The sequence below is a fragment of the Gordonia phthalatica genome (genome assembly GCF_001305675.1).
GTDB lineage: Bacteria > Actinomycetota > Actinomycetes > Mycobacteriales > Mycobacteriaceae > Gordonia > Gordonia phthalatica.
Genome location: NZ_CP011853.1, coordinates 1,871,673 through 1,888,597, shown reverse-complemented (window position 1 = coordinate 1,888,597; position 16,925 = coordinate 1,871,673). Strand labels below are relative to the sequence as shown.

Below are 16,925 nucleotides of genomic sequence, written 5' to 3'. Positions count from 1 at the left end.
TGCCGCATCCGGCACCGTCGCCCCTCGTGGGCGACTTCCCCATCCCTGATCAACCGATCAGCATCGCGGCGGCACTGCGGTGGGCGTGGGCGCAGTTCCGAGCCCATCCGCTGTCGATGATCGTGCCCGGCGTGATGTCGGCGCTCGGCGCGTTCGTGGTCACCGCGATCAGTCGGACGCTCGCGGTCGACGAGCCGAAGATCCATGTGAACGATCTGAATCGGGAGTTCACGTTCTCGGACGTCTTCGATCCACCGACGCTCGATGCGCGGACCATCATCATCGCGATCATTCTGTATCTGCTGTCGGTCAACGTCACGCTGTACTTCCAGAACAGCACCGTCTCCGGGGCGATCCGGGTGGCGCGCGGCGAGCGGATCGGCCCCAAGGCCTTCCTGGTGCCCATGCACTTCCGGAACACGGTTCGCACGGTGACCATCGCCTGTGTCGCCCTGGTCCTGGGCTTCGTCCTGTTCGTGGTGCCCGCGGTGGTGGTCCTCTACCTCTGGCAGTTCTCGGTCCTGATCACCATCGGCACCGAGACCGGACCGATCAACTCGGTGAAGGCGTCGTACCGCATCACCACCAGGCGTGTCGTCGCCTCGCTGCTGACGCTCGTCGTCTGCATCGGGCTGATGGTCATCGGCTATCTGATCTGCTTCGTCGGTCTGATCGTCGCAGGCCCGCTGGCCGCCCTAGTCCAGGTCCACTGCTTCCGCCAGATCATGGGGTTGCCGATCGCGGAACCCGCCTAACCGCCCATCGCCGGGAAGCGCTGGATCCACGGCGCAGCCTCTTCGAGCTGCGCGGCCAGCCGCAGGAGATCCGCGTCCGCGCCGAGCCTGCCGTTGAACGAGACGCCGAGCGGCAGCCCCTGCGGCGTCCAGTGCACGGGCACGCTGATCGCCGGCCGACCGGTCAGGTTCGCCATCTGGGTGTACGGCACCCAACCGAGATTGGCTTCGATCATCTGGTCGATCAACCCGGTCCGCAGCATCGCTGCACCACCGTGCACCCGGTGTGCCAGCCGCGCGACCGCCTGCATCGGCTTGGGCGTGTCGAGTGCCCCGATCCGGATCGGCGCCTCCGCGAGCGTCGGGGTCAGGAAGAAGTCGTACGACTGGTAGAACTGCTCCATCGCCCGCGTGTACGTGGTGATCTCGCCCAGCGCCCGGATCAGGCCCACCGCACCGTTGGCGCGCCCCACCTCGACCATGGCCAGGGTGTCGGCTTCGAAATCGCGGTCACCGGCTCCGGTCCGCTGCTTGATCTCGTCGACCTGGCCGGCGACCTGAGCGAACCAGATCGTCAAGAACGTCTCGGCGAGCGCCTTGTCGTCGTACGGCGGCGCCACCTCCTCAACGTGGTGACCGAGATCGGTCAGCAGTTGCGCGGTGGTCTCCAGCGCCGCCGTCGCCTCGGCGGTCGGCTCGCCGCGGATCGCGGATCGGCCGGTGAACCCGATCCGCAACCCTTCCGGTCGGTCGGCGATCGCCTCCGCGAAACGCCGATCCGGTTGTGCCGCCTGGTAATCGGCGAACTGGTTCGGTCCGACGATCGCGTCCATCAAGCCCGCGCTGTCGCGCACGGTGCGCGCCACCACACCCTGCACCGCCATGCCGAACATCGGTTCGCCGGTCTGCGGCCCGTACGGCGCCAGACCGCGGCTCGGCTTGAGGCCGACGAGACCGGTGGTCGCCGCCGGGATGCGGATCGAGCCGCCGCCGTCGTTGGCGCCCGCAGCGGGAACGATGCCCGCCGCCACCGCAGCCGCCGAACCGCCCGACGAGCCGCCCGGCGTCCGCGTCGTGTCCCACGGGTTCCGACACGGTCCCCACAGGTCCGATTCGGTGATCCCCTTGGCGCCCAGCTCCGGAGTGTTCGTCTTGCCGAAGATCACCAGCCCCGCCTCCAGGAAGCGGTCGGTCACCACCGCGTTCTGCGTCTCCGCCGCGGACCGCAGCGCCCGACACCCGCTCGTGGTGGGATAGCCGCGATACTCCTGCGCCAGATCCTTGATCAGGAACGGCACGCCGGCGAAGGGGCCCGGCAGCGGCTGCTGCACACGGACGTCCGCCTCCGCCTCGGTTTCGATGACGACGGCGTTGAGCGTCGGATTCACCTGCCGCATCCGTTGCCGTGCGAGGTCGAGGAGTTCGGCCGACGTCACCTCCCCCGCCGCGACCAGTTCCGCCAGACCCGTCGCGTCGTGGCCCATGTACTCGTCGAGGTTCATGAGCTCAACGTGGCACATCGGCCGTTCCGCTGTCAAAGAACCACTTCGGCCCGCGACGGAGAACCGTCGCGGGCCGAAGTGGTGGCTCAGAGGATCAGGCGTCGGCCTTGGCCTCGTCGGCGTCGTCGCGCACCGGGACGAGGCTGATCTTGCCGCGCTCGTCGATGTCGGCGATCTCCACCTGGAGCTTGTCGCCCACCTTCACGACGTCCTCGACCTTGCCGATCCGCTTGCCGTTGCCCAGCTTGCTGATGTGGACCAGGCCGTCGCGGCCCGGGAGGAGCGAGACGAAGGCGCCGAAGGCGGCCGTCTTGACGACGGTGCCCAGGAAACGCTCGCCCACCTTCGGGAGCTGCGGGTTGGCGATGGCGTTGACCTTGTCGATCGCGGCCTGCGCGGACGCGCCGTCGGCGGCGCCGATGAACACGGTGCCGTCGTCCTCGATCGAGATGTTGGCGCCGGTCTCCTCGGTGATGCCGTTGATCGTCTTGCCCTTGGGGCCGATCAGCTCGCCGATCTTGTCCATCGGGATCTTGACGGTGGTGATCCGCGGAGCGAACGGGCTCATCTCGTCCGGCTCGTCGATGGCCTCGGCCAGGACGTCCAGGATTGTGAGGCGGGCCTGCTTGGCCTGGCTCAGCGCGCCGGCGAGGACCTTCGAGGGGATGCCGTCGAGCTTGGTGTCGAGCTGCAGGGCCGTCACGAAGTCCTTGGTGCCGGCGACCTTGAAGTCCATGTCGCCGAACGCGTCCTCGGCACCGAGGATGTCGGTGAGGGCGACGTAGCGGGTCTCGGTCTTGCCGTCGATGGTGACCTCGTCGGAGACCAGGCCCATGGCGATGCCGGCGACCGGAGCCTTCAGCGGGACACCCGCGTTCAGCAGCGAGATGGTCGACGCGCAGACCGAGCCCATCGAGGTGGAGCCGTTGGAGCCGAGAGCCTCGGACACCTGGCGGATCGCGTACGGGAACTCCTCGACGCTCGGGAGCACCGGCACCAGAGCGCGCTCGGCGAGAGCGCCGTGACCGATCTCGCGACGCTTCGGCGAACCGACGCGACCGGTCTCACCGGTCGAGTACGGCGGGAAGTTGTAGTGGTGCATGTAGCGCTTGCTGGTCTCGGGCCCGAGCGAATCGATCTGCTGGGCCATCTTGACCATGTCGAGCGTGGTGACACCCATGATCTGGGTCTCGCCGCGCTCGAACAGGGCGCTGCCGTGAGCACGCGGGACGATCGCGATCTCGGCCGACAGGGCGCGGATGTCGGTGATGCCGCGGCCGTCGATGCGGAAGTGGTCGGTCAGGATGCGCTGACGCACGACCTGCTTGGTGACCGAGCGGTAGGCGGCGCCCAGCTCGCCCTCGCGGCCCTCGAAGCGCTCGCCGAGCGCCTCCAGGACGTCGCCCTTGAGGGCGTCGGTGGCGGCGTCTCGCTCCTGCTTGTCGGCGATCGACATGGCCTCGCCGAGGCGGGCGGTGGCGAACTCGGCGACGGCCTCGTAGGCGTCGTCCTGGTAGGCCGGGAACAGCGGGAACTCGCGGGTCTCCTTGGCGGCGGCGTCGGCCAGCTGCTTCTGCGCCTCGCAGAGGGTGGCGATGAACGGCTTGGCGGCCTCCAGGCCCTCGGCGACGACGGCCTCGTTCGGTGCCTGCGCACCGTTCGCCAGGTGCTCGAGCACGTTGTGGGTGGCCTCGGCCTCGACCATCATGATCGCGACGTCGCCCTCGACGATGCGGCCCGCGACGACCATGTTGAACACGGCGCCCTCGAGCTGCTCGACGGTCGGGAACGCGACCCACTGTCCGGCCTTGTTCTCCTCGGTCGGGATCAGCGCGACACGGACGCCGCCGATCGGACCGGAGAAGGGCAGACCGGAGATCTGGGTGGACGCCGACGCCGCGTTGATCGCGACGACGTCGTACAGGTCCTTCGGATCCAGCGAGAGCACGGTCTCGACGATCTGGATCTCGTTGCGCAGTCCGGTGACGAACGACGGACGCAGCGGGCGGTCGATCAGGCGGCAGGTCAGGATCGCGTCGGTGGACGGACGGCCCTCGCGGCGGAAGAACGATCCCGGGATGCGGCCGGCGGCGTACATGCGCTCTTCGACGTCGACGGTCAGCGGGAAGAAGTCGAAGTGCTCCTTCGGCGACTTGGACGCCGTGGTGGTCGACAGGAGCATGGTGCCCTCGTCGAGGTACGCGACGACCGAGCCTGCGGCCTGCAGCGCCAGGCGGCCGGTCTCGAAGGTGATGGTGCGGGTGCCGAACGATCCGTTGTCGATGACGGCGGAGACTTCGGTGACCGAATCATCGAAGTCGGCGTTGACATCAGTCAAGAGGTATTCCCTTTCGTTGCGGTCGCAGCATCTCCCGGTCCGGGGGCCGCGACCTTATGCAGCAGCCGGCTCGCGCAAGACGCGCAGAACCGGCGGGCGATCGGCGCGAGACTCGCGCCGGACATGAACAGCGCACCTGCGCTGTGAGCAGACGGCCTTCGATCGAAGCGGCCGGAACGTCGCGATGAACTCTGTTTCACCGACACTCCGGCGGCCACTACCGAGGACCGATCCGACAATCACACCCGATCCGCTGCCTGACAGCGATCGTCCGTAGACGAGTCTAACATTTTCCCAGTTGAGCGCCGGGTACTCACTCCCACTCCGGAGAGTCGATCCGGATCCCGATGATCTCCTCCGCCTCGGCGCGGCTCACGTCCCGGACGTGAACCGCGAACGTCCACACGTGCCCTTCCAGATCGGCGGCACGGTAGGTGCGGTCGCCGAAGAACTGGTCAGCGGGTTCCGCCTCTATCTGCGCACCCGCCGCTCGCGCCGTCGCGCAGTGCTCGTCGAGGTTCGCGGCGAGCCGGACGTGGACGGCCTGGGTGTTGGCGCCGTCCACATCCGCGGGACTGCGCGTCCACTCGGACCACGTGCCGCCGATCATGATGCGACCCCCGCCGGGCGCATCCATCTCGTAGTGCGACGCCGCCGGCTGGTCCGGCGGACCTTCGATCGCCATCGTGACGGTGAATCCGAAGGCTTCGGCGAGCCACGCGGTCGCCGTCTTCGGGTCGCGGTAGGTCACGGCCGGGGTCACGAGCTGCTCGGTCATGCCCCCATCCTCCCGATGCGCGCGACGCCGCGCAGGAGAAACAGAAACCGGCCGCGTCACCTCGCGGTGACACGGCCGGCTCTCAAGAAGACGTGGTACGTCCTAGCGACGCAGACCCAGGCGCTCGATCAGCGACCGGTAGCGGTTGATGTCGGTAGCCGCGATGTACTTGAGCAGGCGACGACGACGGCCGACGAGCAGCAGCAGACCACGACGGCTGTGGTGGTCGTGCTTGTGGAACTTGAGGTGCTCGGTCAGGTCGGTGATGCGCTTGGTCAGCAGAGCGATCTGCGCCTCGGGCGAACCGGTGTCGGTCTCGTGCAGTCCGTACTCGGACAGGACGGCCTTCTTCTCTTCGGCGGTAAGAGCCATGAGAGATCTCCTTGTTTCAGTTCCGTGCTCCAGACCCTGCACCAGCAGGGGGTGCGCCACCACGGACCGCAGCTGACACCAGCAGACGAGGTTACCAGCGCGAACAACCGGAACGAAATCCAGCGAGCCGGGTCAGCCGTCCGAGTCGAGGATCGTCCGGGTCCGCTCCACGTCGTTGCCCATCTCGGCGATGAGGGCGTCGACGCTGTCGAAGGGCTCCATGCCGCGCAGGCGGGCGACGAAGTCGACGGCCACGTGCTGGCCGTAGAAGTCGGCGTTCACGTCGATCACATAGGCCTCGACGGTCCGGTTCCGCCCCGAGAAGGTGGGGTTGGTGCCGACTGACACGGCGGCCGGGTACCGCTGCCCCAGGACGATGCCGTCGGGTTCGGTCGCACTGTCGAGCACCGAGAACCAGGCGGCGTACACGCCGTCGCCGGGGATCGCCGCGTGCGGCGGTGGCGCCACGTTGGCCGTCGGATAGCCGAGGTCGCGGCCGCGTCGTTCCCCGTGCACCACAACGCCTTCCACGCGATGCGGACGGCCGAGCGCCTCGGCGGCGAGCTCCACGTCGCCGGCGGCGATGCAGGAGCGGATGTAGGTGGAGGAATAGGTGACGGCGTGTTCGCCGAACAGGGAGATCCCGGTGACCTCGAAGCCGAACCGCTCCCCCAGCTCGCGGAGCTTCGGAACGTCGCCCGCCGCCTTGTGGCCGAACGTGAAGTTGTCGCCGACCACCACTTCGGCGGTGTGCAGTTCCTCGACCAGGACCGAGTGCACGAAGTCCTCGGGCGACTGCGCGGACAGCGTCAGGTTGAACGGGATCACGCAGAAGACGTCGATCCCGAGTTCCTCCGCCAGTTCGGCGCGACGGCGCAGCGACGACAGCTGCGGCGGATGGGTGCCGGGGCGCACCACCTCGGAGGGGTGCGGATCGAAGGTCATGAGCACTGCCGGCACACCGCGCTCGGCGGCGGCCTTCGTTGCCGCCGCGATCAACTGCGCATGTCCTCGATGCACTCCGTCGAAGACGCCGATGGTGACCACGCATCGACCCCAGCCAGCAGGGACCTCGTCCAAACCTCGCCAACGCAACACATGACAAGAGTACGGCCTGACGCTCCGACGGTCAGCGCAGCGTTCAGCGAACCTCAGTCCAATGGGTAAGGTCGTACTCATGCCCGACACCCGTCCGGTGAGCGAACTCACCGCTGTAACCCAGGACTATCTGAAGGTCATTTGGATCTCGCAGGAGTGGTCGGACACCAAGGTCACGACGAAGCTGCTCGCGGAGAAGCTCGGTGTGTCGCCGTCGACCGCGTCGGAGGGCATCCGCAAGCTCGTCGATCAGGGACTCGTGGACCACGCGCCGTACGGCGCCGTGACGCTGACCGAGCCCGGGCGTGTCGCAGCGGTCGACATGGTCCGCCGTCACCGCCTGCTCGAGACCTTCCTGGTCCGCGAGTTGGGCTACCGGTGGGACGAAGTGCACGCCGAAGCGGAGATCCTGGAGCACGCGGTGTCCGAGCAGTTGCTGCGCCACATCGACGCGAAGCTCGGCCACCCCAAGCGCGACCCCCACGGCGATCCGATCCCCGGCCCCGACGGCATCGTCCCGGAAGCAGGATCCTTGCAATTGGCCGACCTGGAGGTGGACCAGTCGGGTGTCATCACCCGCATCTCCGACGCCGACCCCGAGATCCTCCGCTACTTCGAGGAGATCGGCATCAACCTCGACTGCCGCATCCGCGTCACCGAGAAGCGTCCCTTCGCCGGCACTATCACGGTGTGCGTGGACGATTCAGAGCCGATCCACCTCGGCGACATCGCAGCGCGCGCGATCTTCCTGGATCAGTAACTCAGCGCAGGGTCGCCGGCCGCACGACCATCACCGAGCTGGCACGCCGGCCCTTCTCCTGGATCAGGGCGATGGCCTGGCCGGACGGATCGACGACGGTGTAGATGCCCTTCATGCCGATCGGCTCCAACCAGCGCCCCTGGCTGATGGATTCGGCGTCGGCGTCGGAGATGTCGCGGTGCGGGAAACAGAGCTTGGCGGCGTCGTCGATCCCGAGGCTCAGACCGGGCGTCGACGCGACCTCCTCCATGGTCCGCGAATGCTCCAGCGTGAACGGTCCGACCGCGGTGCGGCGCAGGGCGGTGAGATGTCCGCCGACGCCGAGAGTCGCGCCGAGGTCGCGGGCCAGGGAGCGGATGTAGGTGCCGGACGAGCAGTCGACCTCGACGTCGACGTCGACGAAACCGCCGTCGCGTCGGGTCTCGAGGACCTCGAAGCGATGCACGGTGACGGGTCGGGCCTGAAGCTCGAACTCCTCCCCCGCCCGGACCAGGGCGTGGGCGCGGCGGCCGTCGACCTTGATGGCGCTGACCTTGGTCGGGACCTGCTGGATGTCGCCGGTGAGGGTCGCGATGACGGCGGCGGTCTCCTCGTCGGAGACGCCCGATGCGTCGGCGGTCGTGACGATCTCGCCGTCGGCGTCGTCGGAGTCGGTCGACTGCCCGAGGCGGATGGTCGCGGCGTACGACTTCGTCGTCAACGACAGCAGGCCGAGGAGCTTGGTGGCGCGCTCGATGCCGATCACGAGCACACCGGTCGCCATCGGGTCCAGCGTGCCCGCGTGACCCACGCGGCGGGTGTTGAAGGCCTTGCGGCACTGCGAGACGACGTCGTGGCTGGTGACCCCGGCGACCTTGTCGACGACGAGGAGTCCGGCGTTCTCGATGGAGGCGTCTGCCATGTCAGGTGAGTGCAATCGTGGTCAGGATCAGGCCGCGGGAGATCTGCCAGCGGCCGGGCAGCGTCAACAGCGGGGTGCCGCCGTCGATCACCGCGCCGTCGATCAGGATGGTCGAAGTGAAGGTACCGGAGGGCTCGCCGGCGGTGCCGATCGAGTCGTCGCGCTGGAAGGTGATATGCGCGTCCTCGAAACCCAGCCAGCGCTGGGTGATCGGGAACCAGGCCTTGTAGGTGGCCTCCTTGGCACAGAACAGCAGCCGGTCCCAGTGCAGGTCGCCGTCGCGGGTGGCGAGGACTTCGCGTTCGGCCTCGATGCTGGTGTGATCGAGCACGCCCTCCGGCAGCGCGTCGTGCGGTTCGGCGTCGATACCGAGGGAGCGGACCTGCATCGAGTACGCGGTCACGGCGGCGCGATAGCCGTCGCAGTGGGTCATGGAGCCGACCACCTGCCGCGGCCACAGCGGCATGCCGCGCTCGCCCCGCAGAATGGGGACCGGCTCGATGCCGATCTGACCCAGCGCTTGCCGCGCACAGTGCCGGGCGGTGGTGAATTCGCGGCGACGCTTGGCGACGGCCTTTGCGATCAGCGACTCCTCGGCGGGCAGCACGGTGAGGCCGTCGGGATCGCCGAACGCCTCCGCGCTGCCGACACCCGCGGGCATGAGGTCTTCGATCACTGGATCGGGTCCTTCCGGTTCCGTTCGGCACGCCGCGCCCGGGTCCGCTCCACACGCGCGCGGAACTCCGCGGCGCGCTCCTCGTAGTCCTCCGGGATGTCGAAGCGGGCGCCGAACTCGTGCAGGTCTTCTGGTCGCAGGCCGTCGTCGGGGGCGATCTTCCGCAGCAGCGGCTTGGGCAGACCGCGACGGCTCCACTCGCGCGGATAGCCGACGGAGACCTCCTCGAACCGGATGTCGTCGTACCAGGTGGTGCGCGGGATGTGGAGGTGACCGTAGACGCAGCACAGCGCGTTGAAACGGGTGTGCCAGTCGTCCGTCAGCTCCGACCCGCACCAGAGTGCGAACTCCGGATAGAACAGCGCGTCGGTCGGCTCGCGACGCAGCGGCCAATGGTTGATGAGGATCGTCTTCTCCGCGGGGTCGATCGCTTCGAGGCGTTTGCGGGTCGCCTCGATCCGGGCGCGCCCCCAGGCGTCACGGGTGCCGTACGGCTCGGGCGAGAGCAGGAACTCGTCGGTCGCGACGACGTTCGCCTCCCGAGCGACGGCCAGCGCCTGCAGTGCGGTGGCGGTGCCCTCGGGCCGGAAGGTGTAGTCGTACAGCAGGAACATCGGGACCACCCGGACCGGCGGCGTGCCGTCGCCCGGATCGAACAGCGGGTACTGATCCTCGGGCGTGATGACGCCGATGTCGCGGCAGGCCTGCACCAGGTAGTCGTAGCGCGCGACGCCGAAGATCTGCAGCGGGTCCTTCGCCGTCGTGTAGAGCTCGTGATTGCCCGGAACCCAGATCACCGTGTGGAAGCGGTTCTTCAGTCGCCGGAGGGTGTCGATGATGTCGTCGGTGCGTTCGGCGACATCGCCCGCGACGATCAACCAGTCGTCGTGCGAGGTCGCCTTGATCTGGTCGAGGATCGGCTCGTTGCCGCGGTGCGAGACGTGCAGATCGCTGATCGCCCAGAGTGTTGCCATGCGAACCATGGTGCCACGCGGGCGGAACCGTACTCGCCGTCGTCCCACCGTGCGACACCTTCCGCGAATCCGAACCGTCGGTCGGCAGCGGTCGCGCATGATCGGAGGACCCCGCGATGAAGGAGCAGCATGACCGTCGTAGAAACCGTCAAGGGTCAGGTCGACGTCGACGACCTGGGCCAAGTCCTCATGCACGAGCACGTGTTCACCATCGGAACCGAGATCCGCGAGAACTATCCGAACTACCCGGATCCGTGGGACGAGGACGAGCGGGTCGCCGACGCGGTCACCAAGCTCAACGAGGTGTCCTCGCGGGGCGTCCGGACCATCGTCGATCCGACCGTCATCGGGCTCGGCCGCTACATCCCGCGGATTCAACGGATCAACGCGCAGGCCGACATCAACATCATCGTCGCGACGGGCATCTACACCTATCACGACGAGCCGGTGCAGTTTCACTTCACCGGACCGGGCAAGGCCGTCGACCTCGGCGTGGATCCGATGAGCGCGCTGTTCGTCGGCGACATCCGAGACGGTATCGCCGACACCGGAGTGAAGGCCGGGTTGCTCAAATGCGCGATCGACGAGGCCGGTCTCACCCCTGGCGTGGAGCGGGTGATGCGCGCCGTCGCACAGGCTCACGTGGAGACCGGGACGCCCATCACCGTTCACACCCACGTCGGCAACGAGGGTGGTCTGATCGCCGCGCGCGTCTTCGACGAGGAGGGCTGCGACATGAGCAAGGTGGTCCTCGGGCACAGCGGCGACTCCACCGACCTCGACTATCTGAAGAAGCTCGCGGACACCGGTGCCGTCCTCGGCATGGACCGCTTCGGCATCGACCTGTTCTCGCCGTTCGAGGCACGAGTGCGGATGGTCGCGGAAATGGTCGCTGCGGGCTTCGTCTCCCAGATGGTGCTCTCGCACGACGCGTCGTGCTACTCGGACTTCTTTCCCGAGGCCGCCCGCCAGGCCGCCCTCCCGAACTGGCACTACACGCACATCCACGACGACGTGCTGCCCGCACTCCGTGAACGCGGCGTCTCCGACGAGCAGATCACCACGATGCTCGTCGATAACCCGCGCGCGTACTTCACCCCGGCCTCGTGATGAATACGGTGGTGCCGATCGGACGGTCGGCGAATCCGTTCGCTCGGGACGGAGTCACGGTGGACGACGCGGGAGTCCCGCACTTCGTCGACCTGCCCGCGTCGCTGATCGCCATGCTCGCCCGGCACGTGCAGACCACCCCGGATGCCGAGGCCGTCGTCGAACTGGGCGGTGCGCGTCTGACCTACCGTCAGCTGTGGGATCGCGCGGCGCGGGTCGCCGGCGGTCTCCGTGCGGGCGGTCTGGAGCGCGGACACCGGGTCGCGCTCCGGTACGCGGCGGGCGTCGACTGGACGATCGCGTTCTGGGGAATCCTGTTCGCGGGCGGCATCGTCGTCGCGGTGAACACCAGGTCCACCGAACCCGAGGTGCAGTACGTCCTCGACGACTCCGGTGCCGCCGTCGACCTCGCGCCCGGCGTCCCGCTCCCGGACGGCGCCCCGTACGTCGACGAGTCGGCGTCGCAGTCGGACGTCGCCGCGCTGTTCTACACCTCGGGCACCACCGGCCGCCCGAAGGGCGTGCCGACCACGCACGAGGCGTTCCTGACCAACACCGAGAACGTCGCCCGCTGCTTCGCCATCCCCGCCGACATCGGCCCCGCGATGCGGACACTGATCTGTGTGCCGCTCTTCCACGTCACCGGCTGCAACTCCCAGCTGCTCGTCGCCGCGTTCTACGGTGGCACCGCGGTCATCATGCCGACTCTCGACCTGGACGCGTTGATCACGGCGATCACCGAGGAACGCATCACGTTCATGGTCACCGTGCCTGCGATCTACGCGTTGATGCTGCGGCACCCGGGACTCGCGGCCCTCGACACGGCCGGGGTCGGATGGGTGGCGTACGGCGGTGCACCCATCGCACCCGCTCTCGTCCAGTCGCTGAAGGCGGCGTTCCCCGCCGCGCGCGTCGCGAACGGATACGGAATGACGGAGTCTGCGTCGCTGATGACCGTCCTGCCGCACGAGGACGCCGTCGATCACGCGGACTCGGTCGGCTACGCCGTGGCCTCGGTGGATCTCGGTGTGGTCCCGTTCGACGACGCCGACGAGACCTTCGGCGAACTCGTTGTCCGCGGCGGCAACATCACGGCCGAGTACTGGCAGCGTCCGGATGCGACCGACGCGACGATCATCGACGGGTGGCTGCACACCGGCGATGTGGTGCGCGTCGACGCGGCGGGCCGCATCCGGATCGTCGACCGGACCAAGGACATCATCAACCGCGGCGGTGAGAACGTCTCCAGCATCGAGGTGGAGGCCGCCCTGATGACGGTGCCGGGTGTCCTGGAGGCCGCGGTGATCGCGGTACCCGACGACGTCCTCGGCGAGAAGGTCGGCGCGGTGGTCTACGGCGGCGGCGAACCGATCGACGTCACCGGGATGATCGCGGCGGTCGCCGAGCAGATCGCCGATTTCAAGGTGCCGCAGTACGTCGCCGTGATCGACGAGCCACTCCCCCGTAATCCGGGCGGCAAGATCGTCAAGGGCCGAGTCCGCGACGCGGTGACGTGGGGCCCGCCGATCAGATGAGGTACGAGTAGACGAGGACGCCGATCGAGATCGCGAGCATGCCGAGGCAGTTGACCCAGAACGTGGAGTTCAGGAAGCGTGCACGCAGGTGGGCGATCGCGGCGGCGACGAAATAGGCGATCACGCCCGCGGTCGCCGCGACGCCGACGCCCGGCTGCCAGATCCCGACGAGCAGGCCTGCCACGGCGACGAGCTTGACGTAGACCAGGGCCCAGCCCCAGTCGTCCACGGGAAACCTCACGCCGTCCATGCAGTCTCGGATGAACTGGACTGGCACGGCGGACATGAGCGCGTCACCGAACAGGATGACGATCAAGACGACGGTGGGCCACACGGGTGAGGGGACGTCGAACACGGGCGTTCCTTTCGTTGGACTGGGAGCGGTCAGGAGTCCGCGCCCATGAGGGCGGCGGCGACGTCTTCGAGTTGCTCTCGGAACCCGCTCATGTCGCTGCCGGTGGCCGACGTGGACATGAGCAGACCCAAGTACGCGAGGTAGGTGGCCCGGCCTGCGGCTGCGGCACGTTCGCCCAGTCCCGCGTCGCGGTAGACCCCGATGAACGCGTCGTTCAGTGCGACGGCCAGGCTCGTGAACACCTCGGTCCGATGCGTGCCGCGCGCGAGGATCGAGCCGTACTCGCGGGCGAGTTCCAGGTCGCCGCCGAACAGCGACACGAACGGTGCGATCACCTCTCCGATCCGTTGCGGGACGGCGAGACCGTCGTCGTGCGCGCGGTTCCCGTCGCCGGCCGCGTGAACCTGACCGATCCAGCGGTCGTAGCAGGCCAGCAGGAGTGCGTCCTTGTCGCCGACACCCATCACCGTGCCGACACTGACTCCCGCTTCGGCGGCGATCCCGCGAATCGTGGTGCCGCGGAAGCCCTCCCGCCGAAACAGAGTCTGCGCGGCAGCGATCACCGACATGCGGGTTCGCTCGCGCTGCTCCACCCGCGTTGACTGAACCTGTTCATTGAACATGTTCAGTACCGTACTCCCGTCGTTCGAGGAAGCCAACTCCCGGGACCTTCGACGGCAATCACGTCGTGCTCGCCCCTCGCGGCGGCGGCCGAGGGTACTTTCGAGTCATGACCACGCCTGTCCCCGTTCCGCCGCCGACGGTAACCCTCTCCCCCGCACCGGATCTCCGGCACTTCCCCGACCGGGACCGCTACGAACTGTGGTCGGGCGACGAGCTGATCGGCGTCGAGGGCTACGAGCATCGCCCCGACGGCAGCGTGGTCCTCCTGCACACCGTCGTGACCGAGAAGTACGGTCGCGCCGGCTTCGCCCGGCTCCTGGTGTCATCCGTGCTCGACGAGCTGCACGACGCAGGCATCGAATTCGTCCCGGTCTGCACGTACGTTCAGAAGTTCCTCGACCGGTTCCCGCAGTACCGGGCCGGCGTGGCTCAGGACTGAGTCGCCGGCCTACTTCACCCAGGCGCCGCTGCGGACCCGCCAGACCACTGCGAACAGGCGGACGCACATGAAGGCCAGCAGGCCGGTCCAGATCCCGGCGAGCCCCCAGTCGAAGATCAACGACAGCCAGATCAGCGGAAGGAAGGCGCCGAGCGCACCGGCCAGCGTCGCAGTCCGGAGGAAGGCCGCGTCGCCGCTGCCGAGGAGCACGCCGTCGAGGGCGAAGACGACGGCCGCGATCGGCAGCATCACGATGTAGAACCACCACGGCGTGCGCATCGCGTCGAGGATCGCCGGATCGTCGGTGAAGATCCTCGGCAGCCAGGAGATGCCGAGCAACAGGATCACCGAGAGCACCGCGGCCATGGCGACCGACGTTCCCGTGACCTTGGCGGACAGCTTCCGTGCGGCGTCGAACGCCTTGGCACCGAGCGCCGCGCCCACCAACTGCTGCGCGGCGATCGCGACCGAGTCCAGCAGCAGCGAGGTGAAGTCCCACAGCTGCAGGACCACCTGATGGGCCGCCACCTGGGCGACGCCGAAGCGCGCCGCGACCGCGGCGGCCGAGATGAAGCAGATCTGGAACGACAGGCTGCGCAGGATCAGGTCGCGGGCCATGCTGAGCTGCGCCCGAATCACCGGCCAGTCCGGCCTGAGCCGCCTTCCGCTCTCCTGCACGAGCCGCCACACGAAGGCGATGCCGGTGAGGGACTGACCGACGAGATTCGCCCACGCGCTGCCCTCCAGCCCGAGCCGCGGAAACCCGCCCACACCGTGCACGAGGCCGATGCACAGGACCGCGGACACCGCGAAGCCGCCTGCGACGAAGTACACGGGTCGACGCACGTCCTGAACGCCGCGCATCCATCCGTTGCCCGCCATCGAGAGCAGGATCAGCGGGACGCCGAAGACCGCGATCCGCAGCCAGTCGGCCGCGTCGGCGGCGACCGTCGCGTCGGGCACCAGGGCTCGCGTGATCCACGGGGCCAGCGCATAACCGACGGCCACGATGAGCGTGCCGACACCGACCGCGATCCAGCTCGCCTGAACGCCCTCGTCGACCGCGCGCTCCCGCTCCCCTGCCCCGAATGCTCTGGCCGAGCGCGCGGTGGTGCCGTACGAGAGGAAGGTGAGCTGCGTGCTGATCGTCGCCAGGACCAACGTGGCCACCGTCAGCGCGGCGAGCTCGGTGGCACCGAGCCTGCCGACCACGGCCAGGTCGAGGATCAGGTACAGCGGCGGCGCGATCAGCACAACCAACGCGGACGCGGCGAGCCGCAGCATGGCTGTGATCGCACTATCCCGTCGTCCGCAATTCAGCGACGAGTCGGTCGACGACGTCGCGGGCCGTCCCGGAGTCGCTGTACCCGGCCGCCCGCTTGTGTCCACCGCCGCCGAACGCCCGCGCGACCGGCATCACGTCGACGTCGGTCTTGCTGCGCAGCGAGACCGCCCATTTACCGGGGGCGACCTCCTTGAAGACTGCCGCGACCTCGGCTTCTCGGGCGGTCCGCACCACGTCGATCACGCTCTCGGACTCGTCCCAGTTGATCTCGGTCATCATCTCGGCGTCGACGACGCCGTAGACCAGTCCCCGCCCCTGCGCAGCATCGGTGTCGAGCACCGATCGCGCCAGGACCTTCGAGACCATCTGGAGCCAGGAGTACGGGTGCGAGTCCAGCAGCACGCGACTCCAGTGGCCGCCGTCGACACCTGCCTCGAGCAGGCGCGCCGCCACACTGAACGACGTCGGGCGAGCCCATTTGAACGACCCTGTGTCGGTCACCAGACCTGCGTACAGGCAGGTGGCGATGTCCGCGGTGAGCGGTGCGCCGAGCTCGTCGAGCACTCGCAGGACGACCGACGCCGTGCAGTCCGCTTCCGCGTCGATCAGGTCCAGGTCGGCGAACCCGAGGTTCGAGACATGGTGATCGATGCAGATCGACTTGGTCGCGGACCGAAACAGCGGTTCCAACTCGCCGAGACGACCCGCCGTCGCGGCGTCGACGGAGACGACGACGTCCGCCGCGGGCAGTCGCCCGGCCTCCACCAACAGGTGGACACCGGGCAACTGCTGCAGCGGACCGGGCAGCGTCTCCGGACCGGAGAACGAGCAGTGCACTCGTTTCCCCAGTCCGGCCAACGCCAGCCCCAAGCCGAGTGCGCTCCCGAGCGTGTCGGGATCCGGTCGCACGTGGCTGATGATCGATATCGAATCGGCAGCGCTGAGCGCAGCGGCCACCGATTCACTCGAAGCCGGATTCACCCGGCGGACTCCTCGGACTCGTCGGGGTCCTCGTCGTCGTGGCGGTACGGGTCGCTGTCGCCCGCAGGCTTGGCGTCGCGTGCCGCTCGCGCGACCATCTCGTCCTGGGCACGCGCACGCGCCAGCAACTCGTCCATGGCGCGTGTCGCGTCGGGAACCGTGTCGAGCTCGAACCGCAGCGTCGGCGTGAACCGAACGCCCGTGCCGGCACCGACCTTGGTCCGCAGCGCGCCGGTCGCGGCGGCCAGTCCGGCCGCCGCTTCCGCCACGTCGGGTTCGGAGTCCACCGACGCACCCATCACCGTGTAGAAGACGGTCGCATCGTGCAGATCACCGGTCACCCGGCAGTCCGTGATGGTCACGTGAGCGAGCCGAGGATCCTTGATCTCCCCACCGATCGCCGAGGCGACGATGGTGGTGATCCGCTTCGCGAGCCGTGCGGCCCGTGCAGGATCTGCCATGA

Annotated in this window: 18 protein-coding genes; 5 read left to right on the top strand and 13 right to left on the bottom strand. The window is 68.3% G+C overall.

From position 1 onward, the window contains the following. Nucleotides 1-26 precede the first annotated feature (26 nt). Nucleotides 27-755, top strand: coding sequence for a hypothetical protein (locus ACH46_RS08800; protein WP_062392568.1), 729 nt, complete (start codon nucleotides 27-29; stop codon nucleotides 753-755). Here ACH46_RS08800 and ACH46_RS08795 read toward each other — a convergent pair. The 5 genes from ACH46_RS08795 to ACH46_RS08775 form a co-directional block, all read right to left on the bottom strand. Continuing rightward, nucleotides 752-2,236 carry an amidase gene (locus ACH46_RS08795; RefSeq protein ID WP_062392567.1) on the bottom strand — a complete coding sequence of 495 codons (1,485 nt, stop codon included), beginning with the start codon at nucleotides 2,234-2,236 and terminating at the stop codon, nucleotides 752-754. The genes ACH46_RS08800 and ACH46_RS08795 overlap by 4 nt on opposite strands. A 94-nt stretch (nucleotides 2,237-2,330) precedes the next feature. After that, nucleotides 2,331-4,574 (bottom strand): polyribonucleotide nucleotidyltransferase, encoded by a 2,244-nt coding sequence (locus tag ACH46_RS08790; protein ID WP_062392566.1) that lies wholly within the window; start codon nucleotides 4,572-4,574, stop codon nucleotides 2,331-2,333. 313 nt (nucleotides 4,575-4,887) lie between these two features. Next, the gene (locus ACH46_RS08785; protein ID WP_062392565.1) at nucleotides 4,888-5,352 is read right to left on the bottom strand and encodes a VOC family protein; all 465 of its coding nucleotides are present in this window, start codon (nucleotides 5,350-5,352) and stop codon (nucleotides 4,888-4,890) included. Nucleotides 5,353-5,454: 102 nt separating this feature from the next. After that, the gene (rpsO, locus tag ACH46_RS08780; protein WP_062392564.1) at nucleotides 5,455-5,724 is read right to left on the bottom strand and encodes a 30S ribosomal protein S15; all 270 of its coding nucleotides are present in this window, start codon (nucleotides 5,722-5,724) and stop codon (nucleotides 5,455-5,457) included. 132 nt (nucleotides 5,725-5,856) lie between these two features. Beyond that, nucleotides 5,857-6,822, bottom strand: a complete 966-nt coding sequence (locus tag ACH46_RS08775; RefSeq protein WP_082399516.1) for a bifunctional riboflavin kinase/FAD synthetase — start codon at nucleotides 6,820-6,822, stop codon at nucleotides 5,857-5,859. A 79-nt stretch (nucleotides 6,823-6,901) separates the two neighbouring features. On the opposite strand from ACH46_RS08775, the gene ACH46_RS08770 reads away from it, so the two are divergent. Next, nucleotides 6,902-7,582: a metal-dependent transcriptional regulator gene (locus ACH46_RS08770; RefSeq protein ID WP_193392959.1), complete on the top strand. Its 681-nt coding sequence runs from the start codon at nucleotides 6,902-6,904 to the stop codon at nucleotides 7,580-7,582. Between the two features lies 1 nt (nucleotide 7,583). Here the strand turns inward: ACH46_RS08770 and truB are convergent, their stop codons facing one another. From truB to ACH46_RS08755, 3 genes are read right to left on the bottom strand one after another with little or no spacing between them, the layout of a single operon-like run. After that, nucleotides 7,584-8,483 carry a tRNA pseudouridine(55) synthase TruB gene (truB, locus tag ACH46_RS08765; RefSeq protein ID WP_062392562.1) on the bottom strand — a complete coding sequence of 300 codons (900 nt, stop codon included), beginning with the start codon at nucleotides 8,481-8,483 and terminating at the stop codon, nucleotides 7,584-7,586. Between the two features lies 1 nt (nucleotide 8,484). Continuing rightward, complete coding sequence (locus tag ACH46_RS08760) at nucleotides 8,485-9,159, bottom strand: 4'-phosphopantetheinyl transferase family protein (protein ID WP_062392561.1); 675 nt, start codon at nucleotides 9,157-9,159, stop codon at nucleotides 8,485-8,487. Further along, nucleotides 9,156-10,133 (bottom strand): metallophosphoesterase family protein, encoded by a 978-nt coding sequence (locus ACH46_RS08755; RefSeq protein WP_062395177.1) that lies wholly within the window; start codon nucleotides 10,131-10,133, stop codon nucleotides 9,156-9,158. The genes ACH46_RS08760 and ACH46_RS08755 overlap by 4 nt, the downstream gene beginning before the upstream one ends. A gap of 129 nt (nucleotides 10,134-10,262) precedes the next feature. Between ACH46_RS08755 and ACH46_RS08750 the strand changes: the two genes are divergently transcribed. Then, nucleotides 10,263-11,243, top strand: coding sequence for a phosphotriesterase family protein (locus ACH46_RS08750; protein ID WP_062392560.1), 981 nt, complete (start codon nucleotides 10,263-10,265; stop codon nucleotides 11,241-11,243). Then, nucleotides 11,243-12,778: a class I adenylate-forming enzyme family protein gene (locus ACH46_RS08745; RefSeq protein WP_193392976.1), complete on the top strand. Its 1,536-nt coding sequence runs from the start codon at nucleotides 11,243-11,245 to the stop codon at nucleotides 12,776-12,778. Before ACH46_RS08750 ends, ACH46_RS08745 begins: the two co-directional genes overlap by 1 nt. Here the strand turns inward: ACH46_RS08745 and ACH46_RS08740 are convergent. Together ACH46_RS08740 and ACH46_RS08735 are read right to left on the bottom strand one after the other, a co-directional pair. Next, nucleotides 12,771-13,133 (bottom strand): DoxX family protein, encoded by a 363-nt coding sequence (locus tag ACH46_RS08740; protein WP_062392559.1) that lies wholly within the window; start codon nucleotides 13,131-13,133, stop codon nucleotides 12,771-12,773. The genes ACH46_RS08745 and ACH46_RS08740 overlap by 8 nt on opposite strands. 29 nt (nucleotides 13,134-13,162) lie before the next feature. Then, on the bottom strand, nucleotides 13,163-13,756 hold the full coding sequence (locus ACH46_RS08735; protein WP_082399514.1) for a TetR/AcrR family transcriptional regulator: 594 nt from the start codon (nucleotides 13,754-13,756) through the stop codon (nucleotides 13,163-13,165). Between the two features lie 107 nt (nucleotides 13,757-13,863). Between ACH46_RS08735 and ACH46_RS08730 the strand changes: the two genes are divergently transcribed. After that, a complete protein-coding gene (locus ACH46_RS08730; RefSeq protein ID WP_062392557.1) occupies nucleotides 13,864-14,196 on the top strand; it encodes a GNAT family N-acetyltransferase in 333 nt (110 codons plus the stop codon). A gap of 9 nt (nucleotides 14,197-14,205) precedes the next feature. On the opposite strand, the gene ACH46_RS08725 is transcribed toward ACH46_RS08730, so the two are convergent. Genes ACH46_RS08725 through rbfA form a run of 3 tightly spaced genes read right to left on the bottom strand, consistent with a single transcriptional unit; the run spans nucleotide 14,206 to nucleotide 16,923 of the window. Then, the gene (locus ACH46_RS08725; RefSeq protein WP_062392556.1) at nucleotides 14,206-15,480 is read right to left on the bottom strand and encodes an MATE family efflux transporter; all 1,275 of its coding nucleotides are present in this window, start codon (nucleotides 15,478-15,480) and stop codon (nucleotides 14,206-14,208) included. A gap of 13 nt (nucleotides 15,481-15,493) precedes the next feature. Continuing rightward, on the bottom strand, nucleotides 15,494-16,462 hold the full coding sequence (locus tag ACH46_RS08720; protein ID WP_062392555.1) for a DHH family phosphoesterase: 969 nt from the start codon (nucleotides 16,460-16,462) through the stop codon (nucleotides 15,494-15,496). Continuing rightward, nucleotides 16,459-16,923 (bottom strand): 30S ribosome-binding factor RbfA, encoded by a 465-nt coding sequence (rbfA, locus tag ACH46_RS08715; RefSeq protein WP_062392554.1) that lies wholly within the window; start codon nucleotides 16,921-16,923, stop codon nucleotides 16,459-16,461. Before rbfA ends, ACH46_RS08720 begins: the two co-directional genes overlap by 4 nt. Nucleotides 16,924-16,925 lie beyond the last annotated feature (2 nt).

Excerpts from the sequence above, each read along its gene's own strand:
- ACH46_RS08795 (WP_062392567.1), bottom strand. The coding sequence starts at position 2,236 with ATGAACCTCGACGAGTACATGGGCCACGACGCGACGGGTCTGGCGGAA.
- ACH46_RS08785 (WP_062392565.1), bottom strand. The coding sequence starts at position 5,352 with ATGACCGAGCAGCTCGTGACCCCGGCCGTGACCTACCGCGACCCGAAG.
- rpsO (WP_062392564.1), bottom strand. The coding sequence starts at position 5,724 with ATGGCTCTTACCGCCGAAGAGAAGAAGGCCGTCCTGTCCGAGTACGGA.
- ACH46_RS08770 (WP_193392959.1), top strand. The coding sequence starts at position 6,902 with ATGCCCGACACCCGTCCGGTGAGCGAACTCACCGCTGTAACCCAGGAC.
- truB (WP_062392562.1), bottom strand. The coding sequence starts at position 8,483 with ATGGCAGACGCCTCCATCGAGAACGCCGGACTCCTCGTCGTCGACAAG.
- ACH46_RS08755 (WP_062395177.1), bottom strand. The coding sequence starts at position 10,133 with ATGGCAACACTCTGGGCGATCAGCGATCTGCACGTCTCGCACCGCGGC.
- ACH46_RS08750 (WP_062392560.1), top strand. The coding sequence starts at position 10,263 with ATGACCGTCGTAGAAACCGTCAAGGGTCAGGTCGACGTCGACGACCTG.
- ACH46_RS08745 (WP_193392976.1), top strand. The coding sequence starts at position 11,243 with ATGAATACGGTGGTGCCGATCGGACGGTCGGCGAATCCGTTCGCTCGG.
- ACH46_RS08735 (WP_082399514.1), bottom strand. The coding sequence starts at position 13,756 with ATGTTCAATGAACAGGTTCAGTCAACGCGGGTGGAGCAGCGCGAGCGA.
- ACH46_RS08730 (WP_062392557.1), top strand. The coding sequence starts at position 13,864 with ATGACCACGCCTGTCCCCGTTCCGCCGCCGACGGTAACCCTCTCCCCC.
- ACH46_RS08725 (WP_062392556.1), bottom strand. The coding sequence starts at position 15,480 with ATGCTGCGGCTCGCCGCGTCCGCGTTGGTTGTGCTGATCGCGCCGCCG.
- rbfA (WP_062392554.1), bottom strand. The coding sequence starts at position 16,923 with ATGGCAGATCCTGCACGGGCCGCACGGCTCGCGAAGCGGATCACCACC.